Source organism: Kaustia mangrovi, from assembly GCF_015482775.1.
Classification (GTDB): domain Bacteria; phylum Pseudomonadota; class Alphaproteobacteria; order Rhizobiales; family Im1; genus Kaustia; species Kaustia mangrovi.
Genome location: NZ_CP058214.1, coordinates 4,392,287 through 4,418,777, shown reverse-complemented (window position 1 = coordinate 4,418,777; position 26,491 = coordinate 4,392,287). Strand labels below are relative to the sequence as shown.

29 protein-coding genes and 1 pseudogene are annotated in these 26,491 nt (G+C 66.0%); 11 read left to right on the top strand and 19 right to left on the bottom strand.

Annotation, left to right across the window (positions count from 1 at the left end):
• Nucleotides 1-379: 379 nt before the first annotated feature.
• The 6 genes from HW532_RS20860 (at nt 380) to HW532_RS20835 (ending at nt 3,258) form a co-directional block, all read left to right on the top strand.
• Complete coding sequence (locus HW532_RS20860; RefSeq protein ID WP_213162296.1) at nt 380-592, top strand: hypothetical protein; 213 nt, start codon at nt 380-382, stop codon at nt 590-592.
• 48 nt (nt 593-640) lie between these two features.
• A complete protein-coding gene (locus tag HW532_RS20855) occupies nt 641-1,216 on the top strand; it encodes a hypothetical protein (RefSeq protein ID WP_213162295.1) in 576 nt (191 codons plus the stop codon).
• A 551-nt stretch (nt 1,217-1,767) separates the two neighbouring features.
• Nucleotides 1,768-2,109: a hypothetical protein gene (locus HW532_RS20850; protein WP_213162294.1), complete on the top strand. Its 342-nt coding sequence runs from the start codon at nt 1,768-1,770 to the stop codon at nt 2,107-2,109.
• A gap of 232 nt (nt 2,110-2,341) precedes the next feature.
• Nucleotides 2,342-2,551: a hypothetical protein gene (locus HW532_RS20845; RefSeq protein ID WP_213162293.1), complete on the top strand. Its 210-nt coding sequence runs from the start codon at nt 2,342-2,344 to the stop codon at nt 2,549-2,551.
• 23 nt (nt 2,552-2,574) lie between these two features.
• Nucleotides 2,575-2,739, top strand: a complete 165-nt coding sequence (locus tag HW532_RS20840) for a hypothetical protein (protein WP_213162292.1) — start codon at nt 2,575-2,577, stop codon at nt 2,737-2,739.
• A 189-nt stretch (nt 2,740-2,928) separates the two neighbouring features.
• Nucleotides 2,929-3,258 (top strand): hypothetical protein, encoded by a 330-nt coding sequence (locus HW532_RS20835; protein WP_213162291.1) that lies wholly within the window; start codon nt 2,929-2,931, stop codon nt 3,256-3,258.
• Nucleotides 3,259-3,564: 306 nt separating this feature from the next.
• Here the strand turns inward: HW532_RS20835 and HW532_RS20830 are convergent, their stop codons facing one another.
• Both HW532_RS20830 and HW532_RS20825 read right to left on the bottom strand, forming a co-directional pair.
• Nucleotides 3,565-4,140: a YceD family protein gene (locus HW532_RS20830; protein ID WP_213162290.1), complete on the bottom strand. Its 576-nt coding sequence runs from the start codon at nt 4,138-4,140 to the stop codon at nt 3,565-3,567.
• A 1-nt stretch (nt 4,141) separates the two neighbouring features.
• Entirely contained in the window at nt 4,142-4,717 is a 576-nt protein-coding gene (locus HW532_RS20825) for a ubiquinol-cytochrome C chaperone family protein (RefSeq protein WP_213162289.1), read from the bottom strand.
• 147 nt (nt 4,718-4,864) lie between these two features.
• Between HW532_RS20825 and HW532_RS20820 the strand changes: the two genes are divergently transcribed.
• The gene (locus HW532_RS20820) at nt 4,865-5,356 is read left to right on the top strand and encodes an outer membrane protein assembly factor BamE (RefSeq protein WP_213162288.1); all 492 of its coding nucleotides are present in this window, start codon (nt 4,865-4,867) and stop codon (nt 5,354-5,356) included.
• 113 nt (nt 5,357-5,469) lie between these two features.
• Here the strand turns inward: HW532_RS20820 and HW532_RS20815 are convergent, their stop codons facing one another.
• The 15 genes and pseudogenes from HW532_RS20815 to mmsB form a co-directional block, all read right to left on the bottom strand.
• Nucleotides 5,470-6,132, bottom strand: a complete 663-nt coding sequence (locus tag HW532_RS20815) for a cytochrome b/b6 domain-containing protein (protein ID WP_213162287.1) — start codon at nt 6,130-6,132, stop codon at nt 5,470-5,472.
• Nucleotides 6,133-6,334: 202 nt separating this feature from the next.
• Entirely contained in the window at nt 6,335-8,464 is a 2,130-nt protein-coding gene (locus tag HW532_RS20810) for a sodium-translocating pyrophosphatase (protein ID WP_213162286.1), read from the bottom strand.
• A 309-nt stretch (nt 8,465-8,773) separates the two neighbouring features.
• Entirely contained in the window at nt 8,774-9,994 is a 1,221-nt protein-coding gene (locus HW532_RS20805; RefSeq protein WP_213162285.1) for an MFS transporter, read from the bottom strand.
• A 126-nt stretch (nt 9,995-10,120) separates the two neighbouring features.
• Complete coding sequence (gene thiL, locus HW532_RS20800; protein ID WP_213162284.1) at nt 10,121-11,107, bottom strand: thiamine-phosphate kinase; 987 nt, start codon at nt 11,105-11,107, stop codon at nt 10,121-10,123.
• Nucleotides 11,108-11,125: 18 nt separating this feature from the next.
• Complete coding sequence (gene nusB, locus HW532_RS20795; RefSeq protein WP_213162283.1) at nt 11,126-11,617, bottom strand: transcription antitermination factor NusB; 492 nt, start codon at nt 11,615-11,617, stop codon at nt 11,126-11,128.
• A complete protein-coding gene (gene ribH / locus HW532_RS20790) occupies nt 11,614-12,054 on the bottom strand; it encodes a 6,7-dimethyl-8-ribityllumazine synthase (protein WP_213162282.1) in 441 nt (146 codons plus the stop codon). Before ribH ends, nusB begins: the two co-directional genes overlap by 4 nt.
• A gap of 25 nt (nt 12,055-12,079) precedes the next feature.
• Nucleotides 12,080-12,688 carry a riboflavin synthase gene (locus tag HW532_RS20785; protein ID WP_213162281.1) on the bottom strand — a complete coding sequence of 203 codons (609 nt, stop codon included), beginning with the start codon at nt 12,686-12,688 and terminating at the stop codon, nt 12,080-12,082.
• Between the two features lie 19 nt (nt 12,689-12,707).
• Nucleotides 12,708-13,847 carry a bifunctional diaminohydroxyphosphoribosylaminopyrimidine deaminase/5-amino-6-(5-phosphoribosylamino)uracil reductase RibD gene (gene ribD, locus HW532_RS20780; RefSeq protein ID WP_213162280.1) on the bottom strand — a complete coding sequence of 380 codons (1,140 nt, stop codon included), beginning with the start codon at nt 13,845-13,847 and terminating at the stop codon, nt 12,708-12,710.
• A 4-nt stretch (nt 13,848-13,851) separates the two neighbouring features.
• The gene (nrdR, locus tag HW532_RS20775; RefSeq protein ID WP_213162279.1) at nt 13,852-14,334 is read right to left on the bottom strand and encodes a transcriptional regulator NrdR; all 483 of its coding nucleotides are present in this window, start codon (nt 14,332-14,334) and stop codon (nt 13,852-13,854) included.
• Nucleotides 14,335-14,380: 46 nt separating this feature from the next.
• On the bottom strand, nt 14,381-15,688 hold the full coding sequence (gene glyA / locus HW532_RS20770) for a serine hydroxymethyltransferase (RefSeq protein WP_213162278.1): 1,308 nt from the start codon (nt 15,686-15,688) through the stop codon (nt 14,381-14,383).
• 324 nt (nt 15,689-16,012) lie between these two features.
• Complete coding sequence (hemA, locus tag HW532_RS20765; RefSeq protein ID WP_425491968.1) at nt 16,013-17,224, bottom strand: 5-aminolevulinate synthase; 1,212 nt, start codon at nt 17,222-17,224, stop codon at nt 16,013-16,015.
• Nucleotides 17,225-17,374: 150 nt separating this feature from the next.
• Nucleotides 17,375-18,805, bottom strand: coding sequence for a L,D-transpeptidase family protein (locus HW532_RS20760; RefSeq protein WP_213162276.1), 1,431 nt, complete (start codon nt 18,803-18,805; stop codon nt 17,375-17,377).
• 253 nt (nt 18,806-19,058) lie between these two features.
• Nucleotides 19,059-20,087: an alcohol dehydrogenase AdhP gene (gene adhP, locus HW532_RS20755; protein WP_213162275.1), complete on the bottom strand. Its 1,029-nt coding sequence runs from the start codon at nt 20,085-20,087 to the stop codon at nt 19,059-19,061.
• Between the two features lie 145 nt (nt 20,088-20,232).
• Nucleotides 20,233-20,742, bottom strand: a complete 510-nt coding sequence (gene ldtR, locus HW532_RS20750; RefSeq protein WP_213162274.1) for a transcriptional regulator LdtR — start codon at nt 20,740-20,742, stop codon at nt 20,233-20,235.
• Nucleotides 20,743-20,885: 143 nt separating this feature from the next.
• A pseudogene (gene mmsB, locus HW532_RS20745) lies at nt 20,886-21,799 on the bottom strand (3-hydroxyisobutyrate dehydrogenase).
• A gap of 182 nt (nt 21,800-21,981) precedes the next feature.
• Between mmsB and crcB (HW532_RS20740) the strand changes: the two are divergent.
• From crcB (HW532_RS20740) to HW532_RS20730, 3 genes are read left to right on the top strand one after another with little or no spacing between them, the layout of a single operon-like run.
• Nucleotides 21,982-22,377, top strand: coding sequence for a fluoride efflux transporter CrcB (crcB, locus tag HW532_RS20740; RefSeq protein WP_213162273.1), 396 nt, complete (start codon nt 21,982-21,984; stop codon nt 22,375-22,377).
• On the top strand, nt 22,374-22,829 hold the full coding sequence (gene crcB / locus HW532_RS20735; RefSeq protein WP_213162272.1) for a fluoride efflux transporter CrcB: 456 nt from the start codon (nt 22,374-22,376) through the stop codon (nt 22,827-22,829). The genes crcB (HW532_RS20740) and crcB (HW532_RS20735) overlap by 4 nt, the downstream gene beginning before the upstream one ends.
• Before the next feature lie 5 nt (nt 22,830-22,834).
• Entirely contained in the window at nt 22,835-23,182 is a 348-nt protein-coding gene (locus HW532_RS20730) for a DUF190 domain-containing protein (RefSeq protein WP_213162271.1), read from the top strand.
• 31 nt (nt 23,183-23,213) lie between these two features.
• On the opposite strand, the gene HW532_RS20725 is transcribed toward HW532_RS20730, so the two are convergent.
• Nucleotides 23,214-24,248 carry an enoyl-CoA hydratase/isomerase family protein gene (locus tag HW532_RS20725; RefSeq protein WP_213162270.1) on the bottom strand — a complete coding sequence of 345 codons (1,035 nt, stop codon included), beginning with the start codon at nt 24,246-24,248 and terminating at the stop codon, nt 23,214-23,216.
• Nucleotides 24,249-24,267: 19 nt separating this feature from the next.
• Nucleotides 24,268-25,407 carry an isobutyryl-CoA dehydrogenase gene (locus HW532_RS20720; protein ID WP_213162269.1) on the bottom strand — a complete coding sequence of 380 codons (1,140 nt, stop codon included), beginning with the start codon at nt 25,405-25,407 and terminating at the stop codon, nt 24,268-24,270.
• 152 nt (nt 25,408-25,559) lie between these two features.
• Between HW532_RS20720 and HW532_RS20715 the strand changes: the two genes are divergently transcribed.
• Nucleotides 25,560-26,420 carry an extensin-like domain-containing protein gene (locus HW532_RS20715; protein WP_213162268.1) on the top strand — a complete coding sequence of 287 codons (861 nt, stop codon included), beginning with the start codon at nt 25,560-25,562 and terminating at the stop codon, nt 26,418-26,420.
• Nucleotides 26,421-26,491 lie beyond the last annotated feature (71 nt).

Sequence of the window (26,491 nt, the reverse complement as noted above, 5' to 3'; positions counted from 1 at the left end):
ACAACTAGGCCGCCTTAATCGGCTGTAGCGTGCAAGATGGAACCCGCCTAGAGCCGGCTTTCTGGCGATAATAGATATCCACCAAAGCCGGTCTACGGTGCAGGCCCAATGCTCTGTAAGACGATAGTGTTTGTGCAGCGCGCGGAGCGTATTACGACACAGAACACGGACTAGCGGCAACATTGTTTTGGCTAGTCTTTCTGTGAACCGGATACGTAAGCAAGCGGGCTAACAGATAATGCTGGCAGGCTACTATCAACACTGTGTAATCGCCTGCTAGGCATGCTACGGCGTGTCTAGCGGGTTACACAAGGGCGCATGCCGTGAACGCCACAAGTGCGCCTTTCTGTAACCCACAGCGATTATCGGAGATACCGGCATGTTTAACATGACTGTACGGGAAGCGATGCAGCGTTGCGCTGTTAATCGTGTCCGCATCAAGCGTACCGGCTATGACAGCGAATGGCGCGTGACGCTTAACGAATGGACGGGTCGCAAGGCCAAGGATTGCGCGTACTTCACGGACGATCTTGAAGACGCGGTCATTACTGGCGCTCGTATGCGTCGGGAAGCGGAACGGCTCGCCGCGTAATACGGGCCGACTTCCTCAATCCTACGAGTGCAAACGGAGAATGTGACCATGGCTAGCAAAACCAAAGCGACCAAGACGGCGGACAAGGATATCACCAAGGCCGCCAAGCCCATGAAGCCCATGAAGCCCATCGCGCCAAGCGAGTTGCTTACGACGGAAGACGGCTTCAAGCGCGCCTTCAAGTCTATCCGTGATCGCGGCGCAAGCTTGCAGCGCTCCGTGCACATCGCGGCGTGCAGCGTGTTGCAGCATCTCGAAAAGCACAAGGACGTGCGCATGGTGCAGGCCCTGTTCGTCGCCCTGCCCAAGAGCTACCGGACGAATGCGCTCCGGGATTGGTTCATGGCGTTCGGCCCGGTCACGTTCAAGGACAACAAGCCTGTCTACACTAAGAAGGGCGCGACCAAGGGCAAGGTGAAGCTCACCGCAGCCATGGACAAGCCGTTTTGGGAGTTCTCGCCCGAGAAGCCGTATGTCCCGCTCAATCCGGTAGAGGCGCTGGATAGCCTTATCAAGCGGCTCAACACCGACGCGGAAAAAACCGACCGCGACCACAGCGCGCTTATCAACACGCTGACAGCCGCAAAGCAGGCCAACGCTCCGGCTACGACGACCGTGCAGTAAGACCCGCATACCTAAGTGCAAATTCGGACAGCGTACCTAGTACAGGCGCGCTGTCCCTGTGTGCGCTTAATGCAACCACTAAATTAGAGGGTATCCTATGGGGAGGCCGTCCAGCTTTGCCGTGGAAACGGCTAACACGCTTCATACAGCATCCATGCGCCAGATCGTGGACTTTCTGAACAGCAGTGCACGCATTGGCGCGGATAACAACATGCTTACGCTTAGTGAGTGGGAAACGCTTACTAAGGCCGCATCTAACCTGTCAGCCGTCCTATCGTGGCAAGACGACGGGTGAGCGCCATGAAGATACGGCCTGAACACTATGCGCACATGAAACAGGCTATCGAACGAATCTATGATGCGGACAAGGTATCATCTCATCGGGCATTTATCGTCCATGAAGGAAAGTCAATAGACGTAGCGAAGCGTCTTAGGTGGGATATGTCCTATTACGCTGGACTGTCGCCTTGGATATGCGAACACATCTACGGCTATGCAGACGACACGCACATTGACACAGCGCTTAAGCGCATCATGAGGGAACTCGGAAAATGAACACGGGCAACACCATTCATCTGACTAAGACGGAAACCGTTTGGCGCGCGGGCCTTGACGTGGAAACCATGGATACCCTGAAAGCACGGTGGATTGCGTTCGGACCTATTGACGCGATCAAGTACCTTCGTCGCGTTATTCCGGGCGCAAGTCTCGGCTCGTATAAGGATGCTATCCAGCACCTTGCCGCACATAACGATTGGAAATCTTTCGTTCCCCATGCCGCTACTAAGTATTGGGCAACGCGCAACGAACTTGCACGACGCCGGGATCGTGCTGAACGTGACGAAAGCTGCACCCTTGGGGACATTCTCCGCAAAGCTACGGAGGGCTCGTGACACCCGAAGAAACTCTTTGGTGCGAATCGTGCGGTGAGCGACCACAGGAAGTGCGCTCTACTCATGCCGGAGTATGCGGGCCATGCTACGGAACATACGTGGCTATCTGCATAGAGGAATGCCTAGACGACCGCGTATGCGGACAACCGCTGTATCGGAATGGGCGGGTACACGCTGTTTGCGTGATGCCTCTCGGAACCGAACACGATCACGACTGGTAGGAGATACGACCATGAAACCCAATGTTACCATTCGCTTTGGCGCGCAGCACAACGATATCACCGTGGACGGCGTTACCTTCGACCGTGACCAGTTAAAACGCGAGAAGAAGCTTGCGTACGTTTCCGGCGTGATCCGCCGTGCGCTCTATAGCGCCGGGTACTTCCCCAAGGATAACCGGAAGCCGAGCCGTCACCGCAAGCCTGCCCGCCTCGCAGCGTAACCTGTTACCCGGAGATACGACCCATGATTAGCGCAATCCTGCTTTTTCTCGTCTTCTGCTTCTGGTACGTTCTGTGCGGGCTGGGCGTGTTCACCGCCCTTTTTCTCACACTGATTATGCCCGCGCTGTTCTGGCTTCTGGCCACGTTCGGCTTGGGTACGTACCTGATTACGAGGAAGAATGTCTGAAAAATGGGTACTGCGCGCAATAAGCGCGTTCATGGTGGTATCCTTTTGGTACATGTTCGTACATAACTGGATTACCGCCACGGTCCTTGCCGCCCTAACGCCGGTATTCGTGCTTCTGGGTAAAGCTGCACTAGACGAGTGCGGTTTTACCTACCGGGGAAAGGACGGCCTGTAATACGGAGACACGTCATGTTTTCACTGATGCTAGCCGGGCTCATTGTGTCGATTACTGCACTGATCACGCTGGCGAGGCTTAACCTACGCCGGTGGCTAGGCTACGCAGCAGTGGTTGACGTGTCTTTTACAGCGATCCTTGTATTTCTATTCGCAGGGACGTTTTCAGGCGTGGTGGCTGCGGCTGCATCCGGTCTGTGGATGACCATCATGCTCCTAGTGCTGCGCAAGCTGATCGGTATGGAGCGCCTTTCGCTTAGGCGTGCGCCTTGGCGTAAGGGCTTCCTACAGGTGTACTGGCGGAAATACGATCCGCATGAACTGACGTGGTTTGGGGTTGCGTAACAAGCCCTAGTGTAACTGTACAAAAAATATAAGTGCGTAACAATGGAGGTTACAATGAACGCCAGACCGGAAGACAATCCGGGCTATATTGCTAGGTTCCATTACTTATTACCTCCCACCGACCGTGGCGGGAATGGCTTAGCGGGCTAGGCGAGCTTCCGCCGGGACTACATCAGTGCTACACTGGTTCCTTGTCAACGTAACCGCGCGTTGATTTCATTGGGATTTTCAGGCTAGTCGAAACAACAGGAAACTGTTTCCGCCTGCCTCGCGCCGGCATGGCCATGACCGCGCACCGGTCCGGTCTCACTCCTTCGCTCCGCCAGAGGGCATCTCCTTCTTCAGGCGTTCCAGAACGGCGAAGGGGTTCTTCTTCCCGGTGTCCTCGCCGTCGGCCCCGGCCAGATCCGGATAGATCTCCGCAACGCTCGCGCCGGGCTTGCGGGGATAGGGATCGATGACGAGCGCCAGCGTCTCCGCCACCAGCTCGCCGAGGTCGATATGGCCGCCCGCGATCACGTCCGGCTCCTCGCCGCTTTCCGCATCGACGACGGCCTCCTCGCCATCCTCCTCCACGAGGCTGCCGGCCGGCAGATAGTAGCGCTCCACAGTCTCCTCATAGCGCCGCTCGACCGGGTCGAGCGTGACCACACAGGTCTGCTCCGCCTCCGCCGCCAGGCTGCCGGAGACATGCAAGCCCCCCGACTGCCAGCCATCGACCTTCAGATATGCGGTCAGGCTCTTCAGCCCGTCGAGGCCAAGGCGTCCGGCAAGCGCGGCGCGCTCCTCCTCGTCGGCCTCGAGCGCCACCTCCTGTCCCTCGACAGGCACCTCCTCGACGCTCAGCGGCCGGCTGAACTCCACTGTCTGCGTCCCGGGCATCTCAGTCCTCCGTTCCATCGGTCGTCTCCAGCGCGTCCGGCAGGGCCGGAAACTCGGCGCGCCCGGCCAGCAGCGCATCGCCCGGCATCTCCGCGAGCCGGCGGTCTGTGGCCAGCACGTAGCAGGCCAGCGCGCGGGCCTGCGCGTCCGGCGTTTCCGCCCGGAAGACGTTGCGCGCCAGCGCCCCGGCGAGCAGTCGCGCGCGGTCGTCGCCCTGCGCGTTCAACGCCTCGTCATAGACACGTGCGCGGCCATAGAAAGCTTCCGCCATGGACCGGACCTTCTTGCCCACCGACAGGTCGCCCACGCCGATCTCGCGCAGGGAGTGGTCCATATCGACAAACATGGTGTCGAACACGCCCTGGGCAAGGTCCTGGCCTTCCTGCGCTTCCCCCCTCAGCCTGCGCATTACGAGGGCGGCATGCAAGACCACCAGCTCGAAGCGCCCCTCCAGCGTATCAGCGACGCCGCCTTGTACATAGAGGGCCGGCTGCCGTGCCTGCGCCACAATACCGGCATAGAGCGTCCGGGCAGCGGATTCAGGCTCGGAGCGAGAGAACAGACGGCTGAAAATCATGACTCCAACGACTCACTTTTGTGGCGCAACGTGCAACGGGGCTTGCCAAGCACACCCGTCCACGATACCTCGGTGACGGGGCGAGCGGATAAGATCGGGCGGTTCACGCTTCAAGTCAAAGAGATCAGGGTCGTGGCGAACACGCAAATGACGACACGGAGATCGCTGCTCCGGAACGGCGTAATGGGTCTGGCGGCGCTCGCGGCGCTGGCAGGCTGCGTCCCCACTGTCGATTACCGCGGATATCTGCCCCGCGGCGACGACCTCCAGAAGGTCCAGGTCGGCATGAGCAAGTCGGAGGTGGAAGCGCTTCTGGGCTCTCCCTCGACCACCGCAACGGTCAAGTATCACGGCGACAGCTTCTACTACATCTCCAGCGTCGTGGAGCAGGAGGCCTTCTTCAAGCCCGAGGTCGTCGACCGGCAGATCTTCGCGATTCGCTTCGACGAGAGCGACCGGGTACAGAGCTTCGCCAATTACGGGCTCGAAGACGGCCGCATCATCGACTTCAACACCCGCGAGACACCGACGCGCGGCAAGGAGCTGTCGATCCTGCAGGAACTCTTCCGCAATGTCGGACGCTTCGATCCGGGCGGACAGGGCCCCGGCGCCGGCCCGATGGGCCCCGGCCCGTTCTAGGCTCAACCGGCGTTCCGGACGCGACGCCACCGGCTGTCGCCGGGACCGTTCTCGTTCGTCATGCCCGGACTTCTCCCGGGCATGACGCGGCCTTGCCACATGTCGCGGGCGCGCTATGTCCGTTTCCGGCCTGTGACCATGGCGCGCGGCAGGTTCTCCCTGTGGACGACGCTCGCCAGGGCGACGCCGGCCAGATGCGCGATAACCAGGAACAGCATCAGATTGGCGAGCACCTCGTGGATTTCCTTCCACGCGCTCTCCTCGCCTTCGCGATCCCCCTCCTCGCGCTCGCCGCTCTCGCCCGACAGGCTTTCCTCGCTCGCCACGCGGAACTGCGAGGCCGGCGCGGGATCGGCGCTGGCGGACGAAACGAGAGACAGCTCCGCTAGCGGGCCCGCATTCTCCTCCGCCGCGAGCGTCTCCAGCCCCGCCCAGACCGTTGCGGCAAGGCCGGCCAGAAGCACGACCACCATCGCCCCGCCGGCGGGACTGTGGCCCACATAGCGCTTCGCCCTGAAGGTGACGAGGCTCACGAAATAGGACCAGACCGTCCATGGCGCGAAGACGAAATCGGAAAAGCGCGCATGCTTCGGCCCGACAAAGCCCCAGATCACGCGCAGCACCACGAGGGTGCCGATCGTGTAGCCCGCCCAGACATGGACAATCAAAGGATCGCCCTCGGTGAAATAGGCAACGAAGAACGCAATGGCGACGGTCCAGTGGAACACGCGCACGAGCGGATCCCAGACCGCGATCGCCTTCGGGTCGTTCGACATCTCAAAACCTTTCATCCATGGAACAGCCGGATAGATAGAAAGATTAGAATTATTCAAAGGAATCGCATCGGATCAAGTGCTGTTCCGCAAAGGCGGCGAGACGTCGCGGCAAACGAAACCCCGCGGGAGGGCACACCTCCCGCGGGGACGATCAGACCGGGGCACACCCCCAACGTGTCGGCGAAGGGCTGCCCGGCAAGCCTTACATGCTGTTGTGCGCGAGCACGGCCAGCAGCAGGAGCGCCACGATATTGGTGATCTTGATCATCGGGTTGACGGCCGGCCCGGCGGTGTCCTTGTAGGGATCGCCGACCGTGTCGCCGGTGACCGCAGCCTTGTGGGCCTCCGACCCCTTGCCGCCGTAATTGCCGTCTTCGATGTATTTCTTCGCATTGTCCCAGGCGCCGCCGCCGGCGGTCATGGAGATCGCCACGAAGAGCCCCGTGACGATGACGCCGAGCAGCATGGCTCCGACGGTGGAGAAGGCCGCGTTCTTGCCCGCAATCAGGTCGACGACGAAATAGACCACGATGGGCGAGAGAACGGGGAGCATGGAGGGCACGATCATCTCCTTGATCGCCGCCCGGGTGAGCAGGTCGACGGCACGGGTATAGTCCGGCCGCTCCTTGCCCTCCATGATGCCCGGCTTCTCCTTGAACTGCCGGCGCACCTCCTCGACGATCTTGCCGCCCGCGCGGCCCACCGCCGTCATGGCGATGCCGCCGAACAGGAACGGCAGCAGTCCGCCGAGGAACAGGCCGACCACCACATAGGGGTTAGACAGCGCGAAGGTCACCTCCCCCACATCGGCGAAATAGGGGAAGGCTTCCGCATTGGCGGTGAAGAACTTGAGGTCCTCCGTATAGGCGGCGAACAGGACCAGCGCGCCAAGGCCCGCCGAGCCGATGGCATAGCCCTTGGTGACGGCCTTGGTTGTGTTGCCCACCGCGTCGAGCGCGTCGGTGGTGTTGCGCACATCCTCCGGCAGGTCGGCCATCTCCGCGATGCCGCCGGCATTGTCGGTGACCGGCCCGAAGGCGTCGAGCGCGACGACGAGGCCGGCAAGCGCCAGCATGGTCGTCACCGCGATGGCGATGCCGAAGAGGCCGGCGAGCCCGTTGGCCACGACGATGCCCGCAATGATGACGAGCGCGGGCAGCGCGGTCGCCTCCAGGGAGATCGCGAGCCCCTGGATCACATTCGTCCCGTGGCCGGTGATGGAGGCGGAGGCGACGGAGCGCACGGGGCGGAAATTGGTGCCCGTGTAGTATTCCGTGATCACGATGATCAGCGCGGTCACGGCGAGCCCGACAATGCCGCAGAGATAGAGCGACCAGCCCGTGAAGGAGGCCTCGCCCGCGGTGAGCGGAGTATCCATGCCGACGATCAGCGCGGTGACCGGCCACAGGCCGATGAGCGACAGGATCCCGGTCGCGATCACCGCCTTGTAGAGCGCGCCCATGATGGACTGGCTCGCCCCCAGCCGCACGAAGAAGGTGCCGGCGATGGAAGTGATGACGCAGACCGCCCCGATAGCCAGCGGATAGACCATCATCGGCATGAGAAGCTCAGCCCCCGAGAAATAGATCGAGGCGAGCACCATGGTGGCGACCACGGTGACCGCATAGGTCTCGAACAGGTCGGCGGCCATGCCGGCGCAGTCGCCGACATTGTCGCCCACATTGTCCGCGATGGTCGCCGGGTTACGCGGATCGTCCTCGGGGATGCCGGCCTCCACCTTGCCAACGAGATCGCCGCCGACATCTGCGCCCTTGGTGAAGATGCCGCCGCCCAGACGGGCAAAGATCGAGATCAGCGAGGCGCCGAAACCGAGCGCGACCAGCGCGTCGATCACGGTGCGGCTCGACGGCTCGAGCCCCATGTACCGGGTGAGCACGAGGAAATAGACGCTGACGGCCAGGAGAGCCAGCCCCGCGACGAGCATGCCCGTGACGGCGCCGGACCGGAAGGCGATGGAAAGGCCGGCAGCGAGGCTGTTGCTCGCGGCCTGCGCGGTGCGCACATTGGCGCGTACCGAGACCAGCATGCCGGTGAAGCCCGCAGCGCCCGACAGGACGGCGCCGACCGCGAAGCCGACCGCGACAGGCAGGCCGAGCAGCAGGGCGACGATGATGAAGATCACGACGCCCGCAATGGCGATGGTGGTGTATTGGCGGGTCAGATACGCTTGCGCCCCTTCCTGGATCGCGCCCGCGATTTCCCGCATGCGTTCATTGCCCGCGTCCGATGCCATGACCGACTGTATGGCCCAGACGCCGTAGACGATCGACAAGGCACCGCACGCGATGATCAACCATAGTGCTTGGTTCATACCTCGTGTCCTTGTGATAGGGGTTTGGCGACGGCCCAAAGGATCGATGTGACGCTGATCAGACTGACTTTTTAGGTGTTTCCTCCCACTCCGGGCCCCGCTCGGACGCCGAAAACCATGCCAAAAGGCCCTGTTGAGCGCAATAAATTACCGCGCGCGCCGGTGGAGAGCCGGCCCGGACGGCATGTGCCGGACCGCTCTCATGGGCTCCCGCCTGCGCGGGAAAATGCGGCAGATATCGGACGAGCTACAGGTGTTCCGGGCACCGGGGCGGATGCTCATCGCCCCGCTCCCTCTGTGCGTTCACGCTCAGACCGCGGAGCGGCCGATGCGGCCGCGGCCGGACCACAGCAGCATGGCGAGGACCAGCGCGATCATGGGGAAGAGCGCCAGGTTGACGGCGTCCCAGCCAATGGCGTCGAGCAGCTTGCCCGACGACAGCGAGGCGACGGCGACGGTGGCGAAGATCGCGAAATCGTTGACGGCCTGCACGCGGTTCTTCTCCGCCGGCTTGTAGCAATCGGTCACCATGGTGGTGGCGCCGACAAAGCCGAAATTCCAGCCCACGCCGAGAAAGACGAGCGCCACGGCGAAGTTCCCGAACCCGATGCCGGCCAGCGCGGCGAACCCCGCACCGGCGAGGAACACCATGCCCGTGGCGACGATCTTCTCCACACCGAACCGGTTGATGAGCTGGCCGGTGAAGAAGCTCGGCACATACATGGCGAGCACATGCCACTGGATCACCCAAGCCGCGTCGTTGACCGTGTGCCCGCAGCCCACCATGGCCAGCGGCGTCGCCGTCATGACGAGGTTCATCATGCCGTAGCTCATCATGCCGCAGATGACCGCCACGACGAGACGGGGCTGGCGCAGAAGAACCGAAAGAGCCCGCCCCCCATCGCCGCCCGGCTCCGGCCGGCGGTGGGGGATCTTCACGAAGGCCAGCACGCTCATCGCGACGATGGCCAGCACCCCGCTGGCAGCATAGGAGCCCACGAACAGGAAGGGCGGGAACGCATCCTTCGTGCCCATCACGATGAGGGGGCCCAGGATCGCCGACACGATGCCGCCGATCAGAACCCACGAGATCGCCTTGGCCTTGAAGGCCTCGCTCGCCGTGTCGGCGGCGGCGAATCGGTAGTACTGCGCGAAGGCCTGATAGACGCCGTTGCAGGCGGTCGCCAGCGAGAAGAGCCAGAAATCGCCGGCCATGACCGCATAGATGGCGAGAAGCGCGCTGACGAGCCCCAGAAGCGCGCCAACGATGAAGCCGGGGCGCCGGCCGACGCGGCGCATGAAGAGCGAGGCGGGCACGGTGGTCAGCGCCGTGCCGATCACGAAAGTGGAGACGGGCAGCGTCGCCAGCCCCTTGTCGTCGGCGAGGATCTGGCCCACGAGCCCGGCGGAGGTGATCAGGATGACGGTGCTGGAGGAATAGAGTGCCTGGCCCGCCGCCAACAACACGGCATTGCGGCGGGCGAGACCGTCGTCGACAAAATGGTGCGGGTTCGCGGCGGTGTGCGACATGGTGCGGAACGCTTGCGGTCTTGCGGCTGCCCGGCCGATGGGACCGCTTGGAGCGCGGCCGGCGGGTCCTTGGCGGATGAAGTCGCGTCAAGCTCTATCCGCGACAGGCGCGAAGGGCAACGATTATCAGCGCATATGGCTGTAGGAGGCGGAGGCGAAGTCCAGCGGGTTGCCGCGCTCGTCGAGGAAGCGGGCCCCGTCTTCCTCCCGCGTCATCTCGCCGATTCGCACGACCGGCACACCGGCCTCGCGCGCATCGGCTTCGAAAGCCGCCACGCGATCGGGCGGAACGCTACAGAGGATTTCATAGTCGTCCCCGTTCGTTAGACAGGTTTCCTGCCATTTCGAATCATGGGAGACGATCCGCCGCGCACTCTCCGACAGCGGCACGTCGGCCACCGCGATGCGCGCACCACAGCCGCTCGCCCAGCACAGCAGGCCGAGATCGCCCACAAGCCCGTCTGAAATGTCGATCGCCGCGCTCGCATGGGCGAGCACGGACGGGGCGAGTTCCACGCAAGGCACGGGTAACCGGTAGCGGCCGATCAGGCTCGTGCGCCCGGCCTCGCCGAGCGGCCCGAGATCCTCGCCCCTGAGGGCTGCAAGCCCGAGGCCCGCATCGCCGAGCGTGCCGGAGACATAGACGAGATCGCCATGGCGCGCGCCGCCTCGCCGGACCGCCCTGCCCTCCGGCACATCGCCGAACGCGGCGACTGTCACGGTGAACGGCCCGGGCGTCGCCACGGTATCGCCGCCGAGCAGTACGCAGCCATAGGTCTCCTGGTCGGCGGCGAGCCCGTCGGCGAAGGCCTTCAGCCATGTCTCGTCCTGTTCCCCGGTCAGCGAGACGGACAGGAGATAGCCGCGCGGGGTCGCACCCTTGGCGGCGAGATCGGACAGGTTGACCCTGAGCGCCTTGCGGGCGACGAGCCCCGCGGGATCGCCGGGCAGGAAATGGACGCTCTCCACCAGCGTGTCGGTGGTCATGACCACCTCGCAACCCGCGGCCGGGCGATAGACCGCCGCGTCGTCCCTCAGCCCGGCAGCGCCCTCGGCCTTCGCGGCAAGCGGCGCGAACAGCGTCTGGATCAGCTCCTGTTCCCTGGACAGCATGGGCGATCGTCCGCCCCGTCAGCCGAACTCTTCGGCGCGGTGGTTGCGGGCCAGCCTGTCGAGCACGCCGTTCACGAAGCCCGGCTCGTCCTCGTCGAAGAAGGCATGCGCGATTTCCATGTATTCGTTGATGATCACCCGGGCCGGCACGTCGCGGCGCGCCACGAGCTCATAGGCGGCGGCGCGCAGGATCGCCCGCAGGATGGAATCGAGCCGGGCCAGCGTCCAGCCCTCCGCAAGGCAGGCGTTGAGCGCGGGATCGATGCGCCGCTGCTCGCGCACGACGCCGGTGACGATATCGCTGAGAAACGGGAAATCGGCGCGGCCGCACTGGCCGTCCTCGAAATCCTCGCCAAGCCGCGTGGAGCCGAACTCCGCGAGGATGTCGGCCATGTCGGACTGGACGAGGTCCATCTGGTAGAGCGCCTGGACCGCGCCGAGACGGGCCGCGGTGCGCGCGCCGAGAAGGGCTCGCTCGGCTTCCCTGGGCTCCGTGGGCTCCGTCATCATCGCTTCAGCTCTCCAAGCCGCGCCCTGAGACCGATCAGGGCGAGCGCGGCCTCCGCCGCCGAGCCTCCCTTGTTGCCCTCCGCGACGCGGGCCCGGGCCCAGGCCTGGTCGCCATTCTCGACGGTCAGGATGCCATTGCCGATCGCAAGGCCGCGCGTGAGCGCCAGGTCCATCAGTCCGCGTGCGGACTCGCCCGCCACGATATCATAATGGGAGGTCTCCCCGCGGATCACGCAGCCGAGCGCGACATAGCCGTCGAAACCGCCCGTCTCGCCGGCAAGGGCGATGGCCTGCGGAATCTCCAGCGCGCCGGGCACGGCGAGGCGCTCATGGTCTGCGTCGGCACGCTCGAGCGCGGCAATCGCGCCGGCGGCGAGTTCATCTGCGAGGCCCTCGTAAAAGCGGGCCTCCACGATCAGGATGCGGGGTCTGGACATCGTACTCAACCGGTTCGGGGAGGGATCACGCGGTGCGCGCGTCGTTCAGTCGGGCGACATAGCGCGCCATCATGTCGATTTCAATATTCACCATGTCGCCGGGCTCCGCCTTCCCCCATGTGGTGACCTCCAGCGTGTGGGGAATGACGTTCACGCCAAAGGTGTCGCCCTCGACCTCGTTGACGGTGAGCGAGGTGCCGTCGAGCGCCACGGAGCCCTTGGGCGCGATGAACCGGGCAAGCTCCCCCGGCACGCGGAAGGTCAGGCGGACCGACGCGCCATCCGCTTCCCGGCCGACGAGTTCCGCCACCCCATCTATATGGCCCGTGACGATATGCCCGCCAAGCTCGTCGCCGAGCCGCAGGGCGCGTTCCAGATTGATGCGCCCGCCAACGGGCCAGTCCTTCAGCGTGGTGTGGTCCACAGTCTCGCGCGAGGCATCGACGCAGAACCAGCGCCCGCCATCGTCCTCGCCCTTGTCGGTCACGGTCAGGCAGACGCCGGAACAGGCGATGGACGCACCGACCTCGATGGTCTCCGGATCGAAGCGGCAGCCGATCTTCAGCCAGCGCCCGCCATTGCCCTCGCGGTTTTCCAGGATTGTGCCGATGTCGGTCACGATGCCGGTGAACATGAAAACCTCAACACCTCTGTCACTGCCGTCCGTAAAGGGCGAGGCGGTCCTCGCCATAGCGCTCCTCCTCGAGAAGCGCGAAATCCTGCGACGCCGTGACAGTCTCGAGCGCCACACCGCCGAGCGCATCGACGCCATCCGGCCCGAGGGAGGCCGGCGCGGTGAACAGCGCGACCTCGTCGGCAAACCCCTGCGCCACGACGGCGCCGGCAAGGGCCGCACCGCCCTCGACCATCAGCCGCCCGATGCCGCGATCTGCGAGCGCGGTGAGCACGGCCGGCAGGGATAGAGCACCCTTTTCGTCGCGCGGGCAAGGAACGATTTCGGCGCCCGCCCCGGAGAGCGCGGAGCATGCGGCCCCCGGCGCATCGTCTGCAACCGCGACCCACAAGGCCACGTCGCGCGCGGAGCGCACGAGCCGGCTTGCCGGATCGAGCCCGGCATTGGCGGCCATGACCACCCTTACCGGGGAGCGGTGCTCGAGCCCCGGCAGGCGGCAGGTCAGCAGGGGATCGTCGATCTCCGCGGTCCGCCGGCCGACCATGATGGCGTCGGACCGGGCCCGCATGAGATGGGTGCGCGCCCGCGCGGCCTCCCCGGTGATCGCCGTGGCCTCGCCCTCGCGGGCGGCAATCTTGCCGTCGGCCGACACGGCGAGCTTCACGAGCACATGGGGCCGCGCCCTGGTGATCCGGCTTACAAAGCCGGCATGGCTCCTCCGCGCCGCATCGCCCAGCAGGCCGACTTCGACGGCGATGCCGGCTGCGCGCAATATCGCATGGCCGCGCCCGGCGACGCGCGGATCGGGGTCCTCCATGGCGGAGACGACACGCGCGACACCCGCCTCCACCAGCGCGTCGGCGCAGGGCGGTGTCTTGCCGTGATGGGCGCAGGGTTCCAGCGTCACATAGGCCGTGGCGCCGCGTGCCGCGTCGCCGGCCCGTTCCAGCGCGATGCGCTCGGCATGCGGACGGCCGCCTTCCGCCGTCCAGCCGCGCCCGACGACGAGGGATGCGCCGCGACGTTCAGCGACGATCACGCAGCCCACGGCCGGATTGTCGCCTGTCGCGCCCAGATTGCGCTCGCCGAGGCGCAGGGCATGGCCCATATGGCGCCGGTCGGCACCGCCGGGGCCGGCATCGTCGGCGGGCGGTCCCATGCCCCTACTCTGCGGATTTGAGGATGGGCGGGTCGCCGTCGCCCGACAGCTCGCCGAGCAACTCCTCGAAGTCCTTGGCCTCGCGGAAGTTCTTGTAGACGGAGGCGAAGCGGACATAGGCGACGTCGTCGAGGCCCTTGAGCGCCTCCATGACGAGCTTGCCGATGGTCTCCGACTTGACCTCGTTCTCGCCCATGCTCTCGAGCTGGCGCACGATGCCGGAGACCATCCGCTCGATGCGCTCCGGCTCCACCGGGCGCTTGCGCAGCGAGATCTGCACGGAGCGCATGAGCTTGTCGCGGTCGAACGGCACGCGGCGGCCGGAGCGCTTGAGCACGGTCAGCTCGCGAAGCTGGACGCGCTCGAAGGTCGTGAACCGGCCCCCGCAATCGGCGCAGTAGCGGCGACGGCGGATCGCCGCATTGTCCTCCGTCGGACGGGAGTCCTTCACCTGCGTGTCGTTGTTACCGCAATAAGGACAGCGCATCGGGTCTCAAGCCTCCCCCAGCTCCGGCAGCTCCCGTCAAGGGATATCACGGATAGATCGGGAACCGGTCGGTCAGCCCGGTGACCCGCGCCTTGACCGCCTCCTCGACCGCACCGTTGCCATCTTCGCCATTGGCGGCAAGCCCGTCCAGCACTTCGATGATCATCTGGCCGACCTCGCGGAACTCCGCCAGCCCGAAGCCGCGCGTCGTGCAGGCGGGCGTGCCGAGGCGGATGCCGGAGGTGACCGTCGGCTTTTCCGGGTCGAACGGCACGCCGTTCTTGTTGCAGGTGATGTTGGCGCGCCCGAGAGCCGCCTCCGCCGCGTTGCCCTTCAGCCCCTTGGGTCTGAGATCCACCAGCATGACATGGGTGTCGGTGCCGCCGGAGACGATGTCGAGACCGCCCTCCTTCAGCGTGCCGGCCAGCGCCTTGGCATTGTCGACCACGGCCTGCGCATAGGCCTTGAATTCCGGCTTGAGCGCCTCGCCGAAGGCTACCGCCTTGGCCGCGATCACATGCATGAGCGGGCCGCCCTGGAGGCCCGGGAACATGGCGGAGTTGACCTTCTTGGCGATGTCGGCGTCATTGGTGAGGATCATGCCGCCGCGGGGCCCGCGCAGCGTCTTGTGGGTCGTGGTGGTCGCGATATGGGCGTGCGGGAACGGGCTTGGATGGACACCCGCCGCGACGAGGCCCGCGAAATGCGCCATGTCGACCATGAAATAGGCGCCCACCTTGTCGGCGATCTCGCGGAAGCGCGCGAAATCGATGGTGCGGGGATAGGCGGAGCCGCCGGCGATGATGATCTGCGGCCTGTGCTCCTCTGCGAGGCGCTCCACCTCCTCGAAATCGATCAGCGCGTCGTCCTTGCGCACGCCGTACTGGACCGCCTTGAACCACTTGCCCGACATGTTGGGCGCCGCCCCGTGGGTGAGGTGGCCGCCGGAGGCGAGGCTCAAGCCCAGAATGGTGTCGCCGGGCTTGGCGAGCGCCATGAAGGCGCCCGCATTGGCCTGCGCGCCGGCATGGGGCTGGACATTGGCGAACTCGCAGCCGAACAGCTCCTTGGCGCGCTCGATCGCCAGGCTCTCCGCGATGTCGACGAACTGGCAGCCACCGTAATAGCGCCGGCCCGGATAGCCCTCGGCATATTTGTTGGTAAGGACCGAGCCCTGAGCCTCCAGCACGGCACGCGACACGATATTCTCCGACGCGATCAGCTCGATCTCGTGCCTCTGCCGGCCGAGCTCCTTCTGGATCGCATCCGCGATATCGGGATCGGCCTCGGCGAGCGGCGCGGAGAAAAAGCCCTCGGACGGCAGGTGAACGTCTCGGCTGTCAGACACGGACATTGACATCCCCTCTTCAAGTTAGCGTGCGGCTCTGGATCGACCAGCAGTCGGGGCGATGTCGCCCGAGTGCGGATCGCTCGGTCTCAAACAAGGTGCCGGAGCGACCTGTCCGCGTCCGGTGGGACGCCTGCGGGGCCGCTCCGGGCCGGGCGGTGCAGGGTGGGCACCGCGATTCCCGGCCAGACAAGGCACGGCCAATAACACATATGCCGAGGTTGAGCCAATCGGCCCGCCTCGCGCGCAGGTCGCTCCGGCGCGAAAGAATGTCGTCGGCGGGGCGCGAAGGGGCGGACCGGAGAAGGCGCGGCGTTTTGTCTCAACCCGTCAGGCCGCGCGGGCGAGGCTCAGGCTGTTCCACAGCGTGTCGAGCGCATCGACAAGCCGGTCCATCTCGCCATCGTCGTGAAGCGGCGACGGGGTCAGCCGGATCCGCTCGGTTCCGCGCGGGACGGTGGGATAGTTGATCGGCTGCACATAGATGTCGAAGGCGTCCAGGAGCTGGTCGGTAAGCTGCTTGCAGCGCACCGGGTCGCCCACCATGACGGGCACGATATGGCTCGGCGTGTGGACCACCGGCAGTCCGCGGGCGGCGAGCCTGCGCTTCAGGGTGGCCGCGCGCTCCTGATGGCGCTCGCGCTCCGCGTTCGACGCCTTGAGATGGCGCACGCTGGCCAGCGCGCCGGCCGCCAGCGCCGGGGCGACGGAGGTGGTGAAGATGAAGCCCGGCGCATAGGAGCGGATGGCGTCCACCGTCGCGCGCTCCGCGGCGATATAGCCGCCCATCAGCCCGAAGGCCTTGGCGAGCGTGCCCTCGATGATGTCCACCTCCCCGGCGATGCCGTCGCGCTCCGCAATGCCCCCGCCGCGCGCGCCGTAGAGGCCGACCGCATGCACCTCGTCGAGATAGGTGAGCGCGCCATAGCGCTTCGCCAGCGCGCAGATCTCCGCGATCGGCGCGATGTCGCCATCCATGGAGTAGACCGATTCGAAGGCGATCACCTTGGGCTGATCCGCCGGCAACGCCTTGAGCCGGGTCTCCAGGTCTACAAGGTCGTTGTGCCGCCAGACCTGCTTGGCACAGCGGCCATGGCGGATCCCCTCGATCATGGAGGCGTGGTTGAGCTCGTCCGACAGGATCACGCAGCCGGGCAACAGATGGCCGAGGGTGGACAGCGTCGCCTGGTTGCACAGATAGCCGGAATTGAACAGAAGCGCGGCATCCTTGCCGTGAAGGTCGGCGAGCTCGGCCTCCAGCTCCACATGGTAATGGGTCGTGCCGGAGATGTTGCGCGTGCCGCCCGAGCCCGTGCCGGCCTCGTCGATGGCCTCGTGCATGGCCGCCACGAGCGCGGGATGCTGGCCCATGCCGAGATAGTCGTTGGAGCACCACACGGTGATCTCGCGCCGGCGGCCGCCCTCATGCAGCACCGCACGGGGGAAGCGGCCGCGAATGCGCCTGATATCGGCGAAATGCCGGTAGCGCCCCTCCTGCTTGAGATCGTCTATCGCCGCGGCAAAGATCGCCGGATAATCCACCATGACAGCACCTTCGCCATGTCTTCTTGTCGTCTGCGACCGGTCGGTTGCGTGCGAAGATACAGCGCAGACCGGTCGGCCATGAACCGGCGGATTGCCGCATTCCGGGCGCGCCCGCCGGTCATGGCCCTCCGCAAGCCGTCGCGCGGTTTACTGCATTGCGCGGGACGAGAAGTTCGGCCGCACCCAGGCCTCCTCGTCGCGCTTGCGCGGCTGTTCGGAGGAAGAGGAGACGCGCACGGCGCTGTCGCCATAGGCACGGGGCGCCGCCCCCTGCCCCGGCCCGGCCTGCGCGACGCCGACGCCACCGATCGGCTCCGGCTGACCGCTGACGAAGCCCGTGCCGTCCAGCCGGTAGATGTCGGGCCGGAAATGCACGCCGCCGTCGCGCGTGGCCCAGCCCGTCATGTAGGCGAAGCGCACCTGAACGGGGTTCTCCAGCTTGACCTCGACCCTCTCGCCGGACCCGACGATGCCCTGGATCCGTGCCGGGCTCCAACCCGGCTGATCGCGCAGGACCCATTCGGTGAGGAGATGGACCTGATCGACGCGCACGCAGCCGGAGCTGAAATAGCGCGCGGCCTGGGAGAACAGCGACTTGGTCGGCGTGTCGTGCAGATAGACCGCATAGGGGTTGGGGAAGCGCAGCTTCACCGTCGCCATGGCGTTGTTGAGCCCCGGCTCCTGCCGGAACACGTACCGGTCGGGTGCGACCGTCGCCCAGTCGACGGTCCCCGGGTCGACCTCGGGCCCGCCATAGCCATCGAAGATCCGGATGTCCATTTCCTTGAGGAACCCCGGATTCTGGCGGACCTTGGGCAGGATGTCCTTTTTCACGATGGACAGCGGCGCCGTCCAGTAGGGATTGAAAATGAGTTCGGTGATCCGGCTCGACAGCACCGGGCTCGGCCGGTCGGTCTTGCCGACGACAACGTTCTGGCGCGCATAGACCCGGCCGTTCTGAACCGTCTCGAGCTGCGCGGCGGGAATGTTCACCACCACATACTTGCCGCCGAGCTTCTTGGTCTGCTCGCGCACGCGCTCCACATTGGCCCGCAGGGTGGCGAGGCGCTGTTCCACCGGAACGTTGAGCGCCCGGCGCGTCGCCTCGTCGACGACGCCCGTCGGCGCCAGGCCGTGATTGTGCTGGAAGCGCTTGACCGCGTGCTCCATCGCCCGGTCGAAGCGCTGCGGCTCGGCGACCTGCTGGGGCGTCAGATAGGCCTCCGCGACCAGCCGGCGGCGCAGCATCATGACGAGCTGGCCCGAACCGCCGACGCGCAGTTCCCGGCCGCCCGGCAGGGGCTGCCAGCCTCCGCGGCGCGCCATGATCTCGTAGCGCGCGATGGCATCCATCAGCATCCGCTCGCTGTCGCCGGACAGCATCGGCTCCACCTGGCGGGTCTCGGCGAGGAATGTCGAGGTCGTCGCCCGCTGGGGGCCCTCGCCCCCGCCGCGCCAGGACGAAAAGTTCGTGCCCTGTGCATTGGCGACCGTGCCGCCGACTGCGCAGGCCACTGCAATAATGGCCGGCAGTGCCGCCCGCCGCATCGTGCTCGTGCCGAATAGATTGCGTCTCATCCAGACCGCCTGACTGTGCAAGGTCCCGATATCCGCCGGCCGCCAGCATACACAATCGGCGGCAACCGGCCCATATGTCCGATTTTACAGGACAGTATAATCTTGGCGAGCTGAATATCAGGCAACGGCGCGCCGGTCAAAAATCCTTTGCCCCGTCAAGACAGCATCGCGGCAGGAAAACGGGCAGCGTTGCGCAAACGTCACCGCCGCCCGTCCGTTTACTTCTACGGTCAATGTGCCGTCCGGACAGTCTTCAGGCCATGTCGAGCACCATCCGTCCTTCGATCTCGCCGGCTTTCAGCCTGGAGAAGATGGTGTTGATCTCATCGAGCGGCGCCTTGTGGATGTCGGCCTTCACGCGCCCTCCCGCGGCGAAGGCGATGGCCTCGTCGAGGTCGCGGCGGGTCCCCACGATGGAGCCGCGCACGGTGATGCGCTTCAGGACGACATCGAAGATCGGGGTCGGGAAGTCGCCGGGCGGCAGCCCGACCAGTGCGACTGTTCCCTTCCGGCGCACCGCGCCCAGCGCCTGCGAGAAGGCCGGAGGAGAAACCGCGGTCACGAGCACCCCGTGGGCACCGCCGCCCGTTGCCTTGACGATCTCCCGGGCTGCATCGTCCGAGCGCGCATCGATGGCGAGGTCCGCCCCGGCGGCCTTGGCGAGCGCGAGTTTTTCCGGCGCGATGTCGAGCGCGGCCACATGGAGGCCCATCGCCTTGGCGTATTGGATCGCGACGTGGCCGAGGCCGCCGACGCCGGAGATCGCGACCCATTCGCCCGGCCGGGCCTCGGTTTCCTTCAATCCCTTGTATGTGGTCACGCCGGCGCAGAGGATCGGCGCGATCTCGGCGAAGCCGACGCTTTCGGGAAGGCGGGCGGCGAACGGCGCGGCGGCGATCACGTAGTCGGCAAAGCCGCCGTCGCAGCTATAGCCCGTATTGTGCTGGCTCTCGCACAGCGTCTCCCAGCCCGTCTCGCAATATTCGCAGCGCATGCAGGCATCGTGGAGCCAGGCCACCCCCACCCGGTCGCCCTCCTTCAACTCGGTTACGCCCGGGCCGAGTTCGGCGACGATGCCGGCCACCTCGTGGCCCGGAATGAAGGGCGGCGACGGCCTGACCGGCCAGTCCCCGTCGGCGGCATGCAGGTCCGTATGGCACACGCCGCACGCCACCACCTTCACCAGGACCTCACCCGGTCCGGGTCTCGGGATCGCGACATCCTCGATCACGAGCGGCTTGCCGAACTCGTGGACGACGGCGGCTCTCATTGTCTCGGCCATTGCTTGTGCTCCCTTGCGCTGGACGGTTGCCGGGCTGGCCCCGGGGCGATCTCATGGCGCATGAAGACACAATGTCAGTCGGGAAACCTTGAAGCAGATCAATGCTCCGGCCGCCGCCATCGAAGGCGATGGCCGGCAGGCACGCTCACAGCCGGTATCTGATCTGGTCCAGCCAGAACCGCTCGAGCCGCGCGAGCACCTCGTTGACCTGCTTGAGATCGGCGAGCGAGATGCCGCCGACCTCCTCCAGGGACTCCACGTGGCGCTCATAGAGCCGCTCCACCATGGAGCGGACCCTGTGGCCTTCCTCCGTGAGGCTGATTCGCACAGAGCGGCGGTCGGAGCTGGACCGCTCGTGGCTGATATAGCCGGCGTCGACCAGCTTTCTCAGATTGTAGGAAACGTTGGATCCGAGATAGTGCCCACGCGTGCGCAGCTCACCCGGCGTGAGTTCCTGATCGCCTATGTTGAACAGGAGCAACGCCTGAACGGCATTGACCTCCTGGTCTCCCGACCGCTCGAACTCATTCTTGATGACATCCAGAAGGCGCCGGTGGAGCCGCTCGACCAGGTGCAGTCCCTGGACATAGTGGTCCTTGATCGTTCCCGGCTGCTCGCTTGCCTCCCGAATGTCGCCATCCTTGGCCAGCTTCATAATGCTACCTGCCCCCGTTAACAAAACTCCATATCGTCTCTTATACGATTATGCAACGACACGGCAGCCGTCAAATCATGTTAAAACCACATTAAAGCAAAAAGTTAACATAATTTTGTGCAATGCGGCATGGACCGGGCTTTTCAGTGGCCGGAGCCCTCCTGCCGCGATGTCTGCCCACGGATGAAGTTTATGATGCCGGAAAAGTCCCGGGCACCTTCACCCTCCGAATCGAAGAGCTGGTAGAGCGCCGCGGCCTCCGCGCCGAGGGGGTGGCCGCACCCGACGCGTGGGCGGCCTCCTGGGCCAGCTTGAGGTCCTTCAGCATCATGGCCGCGGTGAAGCCCGGCGCATAGTCCCGGTTGGCCGGCGATGCCGGCACCGGGCCCGGGACCGGGCAATAGGTGGTGAGCGACCAGCACTGGCCGGACGCTGTCGACGAGACGTCGAACAGCTTCTGATGGTCGAGGCCGAGCTTCTCCGCCAGCACGAAGGCTTCCGACACGGCGATCATCGAGATGCCGAGGATCATATTGTTGCAGATCTTCGCGGCCTGGCCGTTGCCGGCGCCGCCGGCGTGGACGATGGTCTTGCCCATCGCCTCCAGCAGGGGCCGCGCGCGCTCGAACGCCGCCTCGGGGCCGCCGACCATGAAGGTGAGCGTTCCCGCCTCCGCCCCGCCGACGCCGCCGGAGACCGGCGCGTCGATCATGTCGTGGCCGGCCTTCGCCGCGGCCTCCGCCACGGCGCGCGCGCTCGCCACGTCGATGGTGGAGGAATCGATGAAGAGCTTCGCGCCGTCGGCCAGCGACAGAATGCCGCCATCCTCGAGATAGGCCGAGCGCACATGCTGGCCCGCCGGCAGCATGGTGATCACGGTCTCGGCGGGCCCGACCGCATCGGCAAGCGTCTTCGCCGGCGTGCCGCCCGAAGCCTGGAATTTCTCCATCGCCGCCTCGGCCATGTCGTAGCCGCGGACATCGTGGCCGGCCTTGACGAGATTGGCCGCCATGGGACCGCCCATATTTCCCAAGCCGATAAAGCCGATGGTCGCCATCGCGAACCGTCCTCCCTGACGTTCTATCTCGTTCGATTGCCGGCTGTCTGTGCCCGATGAGTCTCGCAGCGCCTTGGGGTCTTGGCAAGATGGGGCGCAGCCGCCAGCCGCCAGCCGGTGGCAGACTTGATTATACCGCCTGCCATGCGCACACTCGCGGCAACCCAATCAGGATATCCCGCATGCAAGAGCTGATGACCGGCCTCCTCTGGGTCGCCGCGGGAAGCGCCGCCGGTGGCGCCATGCGCTTTCTGGTGTCGGGGCTCGTGGCCCGCAGCGTCGGGGAGACCTTCCCCTGGGGAACGATGGTCGTGAACGTTACCGGCTCGCTGGCCATCGGTGCACTCGCCGCGGCGGCAGACGGCGGGATCGTCGCCCACCGCCCGGCGGTCTGGCTCCTCGCCGTCACCGGGTTTCTCGGCAGCTTCACCACCGTCTCCTCCTTCAGCCTCCAGACGCTCGCCCTGATGCGCGAGGGCGAGACGCTGCGCGCCGGCGGCAATATCGCGCTCACCCTGGCCCTTTGCCTTGCAGCGGCGTCCCTCGGCTTTCTTGCCACGAGGGCGGGCCTGTCATGAGAGCCCGCGGGACGGCACCGAAGACCACGCTACGGTGGCGCGCGCTCCGCGACGGCGCCGCCCTCTATGGCGTCGTGGCGTTCGGCAGCCTGATCGGCGGCGTTCTGCGCGCGCTCGCCTCGCTCGGCGCCATCGCGCTTTTCGGGGACGGCTTTCCCTGGGGCACGCTGGCCGTGAACGTCATCGGCTCGCTGGCCATCGGCTTCTACGCCACGCTCACGGGTCCCGACGGGCGCGTCTTCGCCAGCGCCCGCCAGCGCCAGTTCGTCATGACCGGCCTGTGCGGCGGCTTCACCACCTTCTCCGTCTTCAGCCTGGAGACGCTGCGTCTTCTCCAGGCCGGCGACATGGCGATGGCGGGCCTCAATGCGGGCCTGTCGGTTATTCTGTGGCTCGCCGCGGTCTGGCTCGGCCATCTGGCCGCGCTGCGGCTCAACCGGTTGGGAGGATAGGACCCATGGATATCCCCGAAGAGGCCGTGCTTCTGCGCATCTTCATCGGCGAGGAGGACCGGGTCGATGGCGGCCCGCTCCACGAGGCCATCGTGCTCAAGGCGCGCGAGATGCAGCTCGCCGGCGCCACGGTGCTGCGCGGCGCCATGGGTTTCGGCCATTCGAGCCGGCTGCACACCTCCAAGATCCTGAGGCTGTCGGAGGATCTGCCGCTGATCGTGGAGATCGTGGACAGCGAGGACAAGATCGACGCCTTCCTGCCGGTGCTCGAGGGGCTCATGACCGGCGGGGCGAGCGCGCTCGTCACGCTGGAGAAGGCGCGCGTCCTGCAATATGGCCCGAAAGCGGACTGACGCCCCCTTCCCCTTCAGTGGAACGAGGGGCTCAGTCGAAGGAGAGCTCCTCGTCGAGCGGGGCGAAATAGCGGGCGATATCGTTCGGGTCGACCGCCTCCAGGACCGGCGGATCCCAGCGCGGCGCGAGGTCCTTGTCGATCACGACGGCGCGGATCCCCTCGTAGAAATCGTGGCCGCGGAAGATGCGGTTCACGATGCGGTATTCGAGGCGCATGCAGTCCTCGAATCCCTTCTCCGCCCCCTCGCGGAGCTGGCGGTAGGCGATGGCGAGACTGGTCGGAGATTTACCCCGAACAGTCTCGGCCGTATTCTCCGCCCAGTCTCCCCCATCCGCGTCGAGGCTCTCCAGGATCGCTTCGACGCTGTCGCGGCCGAAATGCCGGTCGATCTTCTCGCGCAGACCGACGAGCGGCGCATCGCCCGCCTCGGCGCAGAAATCCCCGACCGTCGCGTCGACATCCCCGGTGGCGCACAGCGCATCCGTCAGCGCGTCCAGCCTGTCGGAGGGGACGTGATGGGTCGCGATCCCGGCATGGAGCGCATCGGCGACCTTCAGCCGGGCGCCGGTGAGGCCCAGATAGAGTCCCGTCTCGCCCGGGCAGCGCGGCAGGAAGTAGGTGCCGCCGACATCGGGGAAGAGCCCGATGCCCGTCTCCGGCATGGCGAAGGTCAGCCGCTCGCTCGCCACGCGGTGGCTGCCATGGACCGACAGGCCGACGCCGCCGCCCATGGTGATGCCGTCGAGCAGCGCGACATAGGGCTTCGGGAACCGCTTGATGGCGGCGTTGAGGCGATATTCCTCCCAGTAGAAGCGCAGGAAGATCGCGTGCCCCTCGCGCCCCCAATCGTAGAGCTTGCGGATATCGCCGCCCGCGCAGAAGGCCTTTTCGCCGGCGGCACGGACGATCACATGGCCGATCCGGTCGTCCCCGGCCCATCGCTCCAGCACGGGATGGATCTCGCGGATCATGTCGAGCGTCAACGCGTTGAGCGCCTTCGGCCGGTTCAGCGTGACGATGCCGGCCCGCCCGCGCGTCTCGAACAGGACTTCCGCCTCGCTCATGGGCCTTCCCCCTCCAGTCTCACGGTTTGAGGATCTGGCGGGAGATGATGACCCGCATGATCTCGTTGGTGCCCTCCAGGATCTGGTGGACGCGCACGTCGCGCAGGAAGCGCTCTATGGGATAGTCGCGCAGATAGCCATAGCCGCCATGGAGCTGGAGCGCCTCGTTCACCACGGCGAAGCCGGTATCGGTCGCCTTGCGCTTGGCCATGGCGGCATAGAGCGTGGCGTCCGCCGCCTTCTCCGTCACCTTGGCGGCCGCCTTGTGGAGCAGGAGCCGGGCGGCCTCCAGCTCGGTCGCCATGTCGGCGATGCGGAACTGGAGCGCCTGGAACTCCGCGAGCGCCCGGCCGAACTGGCGGCGCTCGCCCAGATAGGCGACAGCATGGTCGAGCGAGGCCTGGGCCGCGCCGAGCGAGCAGGCGCCGATATTGAGCCGTCCGCCGTCGAGCCCCGCCATGGCGATTCTGAAGCCCGCCCCCTCGCCGCCCACGAGGTTCTCCGCCGGCACCCGGCAATCCTCGAAGATCACCGCGGCGGTGGGCTGGCTGTGCCAGCCGAGCTTCCTCTCCTGCGCGCCGAAGGTGAGGCCCGGCGTGTCCTTCTCCACCGCGATGCAGGAGATGCCGGACGGCCCCTCGCCGCCGGTGCGCACCATGGTGACATAGAGGTCGGAATAGCCGCCCCCGGAGATGAAGGCCTTGGAACCGTTCAGCACATAGTGGTCGCCGTCGCGCTCCGCCCTGGTGGCGAGCGCCGCGGCGTCCGAGCCCGATCCCGGTTCGGTCAGGCAGTAGCTCGCGATGGTCTCCATCGTGCACAGGCCCGGCAGCCAGCGCGCACGCTGTTCGGGCGTGCCGAAGGCGTCGATCATCCAGGCGGCCATGTTGTGGATGGACATGAAGGCCGCGGTCGAGGTGCAGCCCTTGGCGAGCTCCTCGAAGATGATCGCGGCATCGAGCCTCGTGAGCGCCGACCCGCCGACATCCTCGGCCACATAGATACCCCCGAAGCCCAGTTCCGCGCCCTTGCGCAGCACGTCGACGGGGAAGATCCCCTTCTCGTCCCACTCCGCCGCATGGGGCGCGAGATGGTCGGCCGCAAAGCCCGCCGCGACATCGCGGAAGGCCCGTTGCTCCTCGCTCGGCTCGAAATCCATGGGCGGCGCCTCAGCCCCGCCTGCCGCAAATTGCAGAATCGGCGAAAGACAACGTTCTCTCCTCCCTGTCGCGCTCGCGTGGTAAAAGGGCTGATCGTCACCGGCCAATCGGCCATGGGCCCATCCACGCTATCGGTTCTGATCCCCTGAGATTGCGACACACCATAGCATCGCTCAAGGCCCTGCGCGCAGGCGCCGTTCTCGTGTGCGCGCTCGCCGCCGCCGCACCGCCGGTCGCCACGCCGCCATTCGCCGCCACGCTGTCCGCCGCCCCGCCCCTGCCGCGCGCCAAGCCGGAAGCCCCCGCCGCCCCGCCGCTGCCCGCGCCCAAGCCGGACCCGGCCACCCGCGCAGGCCCCGCCCAGGCGAAGGCGGACGGGTCAGAAGACAAGGCCACAGAGCCTCCCGCTCCCGCCGATGCGCCCCAACCCTGGTCCGCCGCCGCCATCGACAAGGCCGAGGCCGCGTGCCGCAAGGCCCTCGACGGGCTCAAGCTCACCTACACTCCGCTCGCCCCCATCGGGGGGCCCGGCGAGTGCGGCACGCCCTATCCGGTCAAGGTCGAACGGCTGGACGGTATCGAGATCGTGCCGCCGGCCACGATGAACTGCGCGATGGTCACCGCGCTCCATCGCTGGTTCACCGAAAGCGTGCAGCCGAGCGCGAAGGCGGCGTTCGGCGAGAGGGTCGCCGCCATCCGCAACGCCTCCTCCTATGTCTGCCGTCGGCGCAACAACCAGCCGGACGGCAAGTTCAGCGAGCACGCCTTCGCCAACGCCCTCGACGTCATGGCCTTCCGGCTCGGTTCGGGGGAGACGGTGGCGATAGAGGGCGGCTGGAGCGTCGTCGGCGCCTCGCTCGGCATGGACAGCGAGGCCTCGTTCCTGAAATCGGTCAATGCGGGGGCCTGCGAGATGTTCTACACCGTGCTCGGCCCCGGCGCGAACGACTACCACAACGACCATTTCCACCTCGACCTCGCCCGCGGCGGGCGCTACCTGATCTGCGAATAGCAGCGCCCCGCCGCTGAAGCCTGCGACAAGGCAGGCGTCTTGCGCATGGCGGGCTTTGCCGCATAATTGTA

What these genes read in the sequence shown, in the direction of transcription:
- HW532_RS20855 (WP_213162295.1), top strand. Translation starts at nt 641, where the DNA reads ATGGCTAGCAAAACCAAAGCGACCAAGACGGCGGACAAGGATATCACC.
- crcB (WP_213162273.1), top strand. Translation starts at nt 21,982, where the DNA reads ATGCAAGAGCTGATGACCGGCCTCCTCTGGGTCGCCGCGGGAAGCGCC.
- HW532_RS20860 (WP_213162296.1), top strand. Translation starts at nt 380, where the DNA reads ATGTTTAACATGACTGTACGGGAAGCGATGCAGCGTTGCGCTGTTAAT.
- nrdR (WP_213162279.1), bottom strand. Translation starts at nt 14,334, where the DNA reads ATGCGCTGTCCTTATTGCGGTAACAACGACACGCAGGTGAAGGACTCC.
- HW532_RS20825 (WP_213162289.1), bottom strand. Translation starts at nt 4,717, where the DNA reads ATGATTTTCAGCCGTCTGTTCTCTCGCTCCGAGCCTGAATCCGCTGCC.
- HW532_RS20850 (WP_213162294.1), top strand. Translation starts at nt 1,768, where the DNA reads ATGAACACGGGCAACACCATTCATCTGACTAAGACGGAAACCGTTTGG.
- crcB (WP_213162272.1), top strand. Translation starts at nt 22,374, where the DNA reads ATGAGAGCCCGCGGGACGGCACCGAAGACCACGCTACGGTGGCGCGCG.
- ldtR (WP_213162274.1), bottom strand. Translation starts at nt 20,742, where the DNA reads ATGAAGCTGGCCAAGGATGGCGACATTCGGGAGGCAAGCGAGCAGCCG.
- HW532_RS20835 (WP_213162291.1), top strand. Translation starts at nt 2,929, where the DNA reads ATGTTTTCACTGATGCTAGCCGGGCTCATTGTGTCGATTACTGCACTG.
- adhP (WP_213162275.1), bottom strand. Translation starts at nt 20,087, where the DNA reads ATGGCCGAGACAATGAGAGCCGCCGTCGTCCACGAGTTCGGCAAGCCG.
- HW532_RS20810 (WP_213162286.1), bottom strand. Translation starts at nt 8,464, where the DNA reads ATGAACCAAGCACTATGGTTGATCATCGCGTGCGGTGCCTTGTCGATC.
- HW532_RS20845 (WP_213162293.1), top strand. Translation starts at nt 2,342, where the DNA reads ATGAAACCCAATGTTACCATTCGCTTTGGCGCGCAGCACAACGATATC.
- HW532_RS20805 (WP_213162285.1), bottom strand. Translation starts at nt 9,994, where the DNA reads ATGTCGCACACCGCCGCGAACCCGCACCATTTTGTCGACGACGGTCTC.
- HW532_RS20840 (WP_213162292.1), top strand. Translation starts at nt 2,575, where the DNA reads ATGATTAGCGCAATCCTGCTTTTTCTCGTCTTCTGCTTCTGGTACGTT.
- thiL (WP_213162284.1), bottom strand. Translation starts at nt 11,107, where the DNA reads ATGCTGTCCAGGGAACAGGAGCTGATCCAGACGCTGTTCGCGCCGCTT.
- nusB (WP_213162283.1), bottom strand. Translation starts at nt 11,617, where the DNA reads ATGATGACGGAGCCCACGGAGCCCAGGGAAGCCGAGCGAGCCCTTCTC.
- HW532_RS20785 (WP_213162281.1), bottom strand. Translation starts at nt 12,688, where the DNA reads ATGTTCACCGGCATCGTGACCGACATCGGCACAATCCTGGAAAACCGC.
- HW532_RS20815 (WP_213162287.1), bottom strand. Translation starts at nt 6,132, where the DNA reads ATGTCGAACGACCCGAAGGCGATCGCGGTCTGGGATCCGCTCGTGCGC.
- HW532_RS20830 (WP_213162290.1), bottom strand. Translation starts at nt 4,140, where the DNA reads ATGCCCGGGACGCAGACAGTGGAGTTCAGCCGGCCGCTGAGCGTCGAG.
- HW532_RS20760 (WP_213162276.1), bottom strand. Translation starts at nt 18,805, where the DNA reads ATGAGACGCAATCTATTCGGCACGAGCACGATGCGGCGGGCGGCACTG.
- HW532_RS20730 (WP_213162271.1), top strand. Translation starts at nt 22,835, where the DNA reads ATGGATATCCCCGAAGAGGCCGTGCTTCTGCGCATCTTCATCGGCGAG.
- ribH (WP_213162282.1), bottom strand. Translation starts at nt 12,054, where the DNA reads ATGTCCAGACCCCGCATCCTGATCGTGGAGGCCCGCTTTTACGAGGGC.
- HW532_RS20820 (WP_213162288.1), top strand. Translation starts at nt 4,865, where the DNA reads ATGACGACACGGAGATCGCTGCTCCGGAACGGCGTAATGGGTCTGGCG.
- glyA (WP_213162278.1), bottom strand. Translation starts at nt 15,688, where the DNA reads ATGTCCGTGTCTGACAGCCGAGACGTTCACCTGCCGTCCGAGGGCTTT.
- HW532_RS20725 (WP_213162270.1), bottom strand. Translation starts at nt 24,248, where the DNA reads ATGAGCGAGGCGGAAGTCCTGTTCGAGACGCGCGGGCGGGCCGGCATC.
- ribD (WP_213162280.1), bottom strand. Translation starts at nt 13,847, where the DNA reads ATGGGACCGCCCGCCGACGATGCCGGCCCCGGCGGTGCCGACCGGCGC.
- HW532_RS20720 (WP_213162269.1), bottom strand. Translation starts at nt 25,407, where the DNA reads ATGGATTTCGAGCCGAGCGAGGAGCAACGGGCCTTCCGCGATGTCGCG.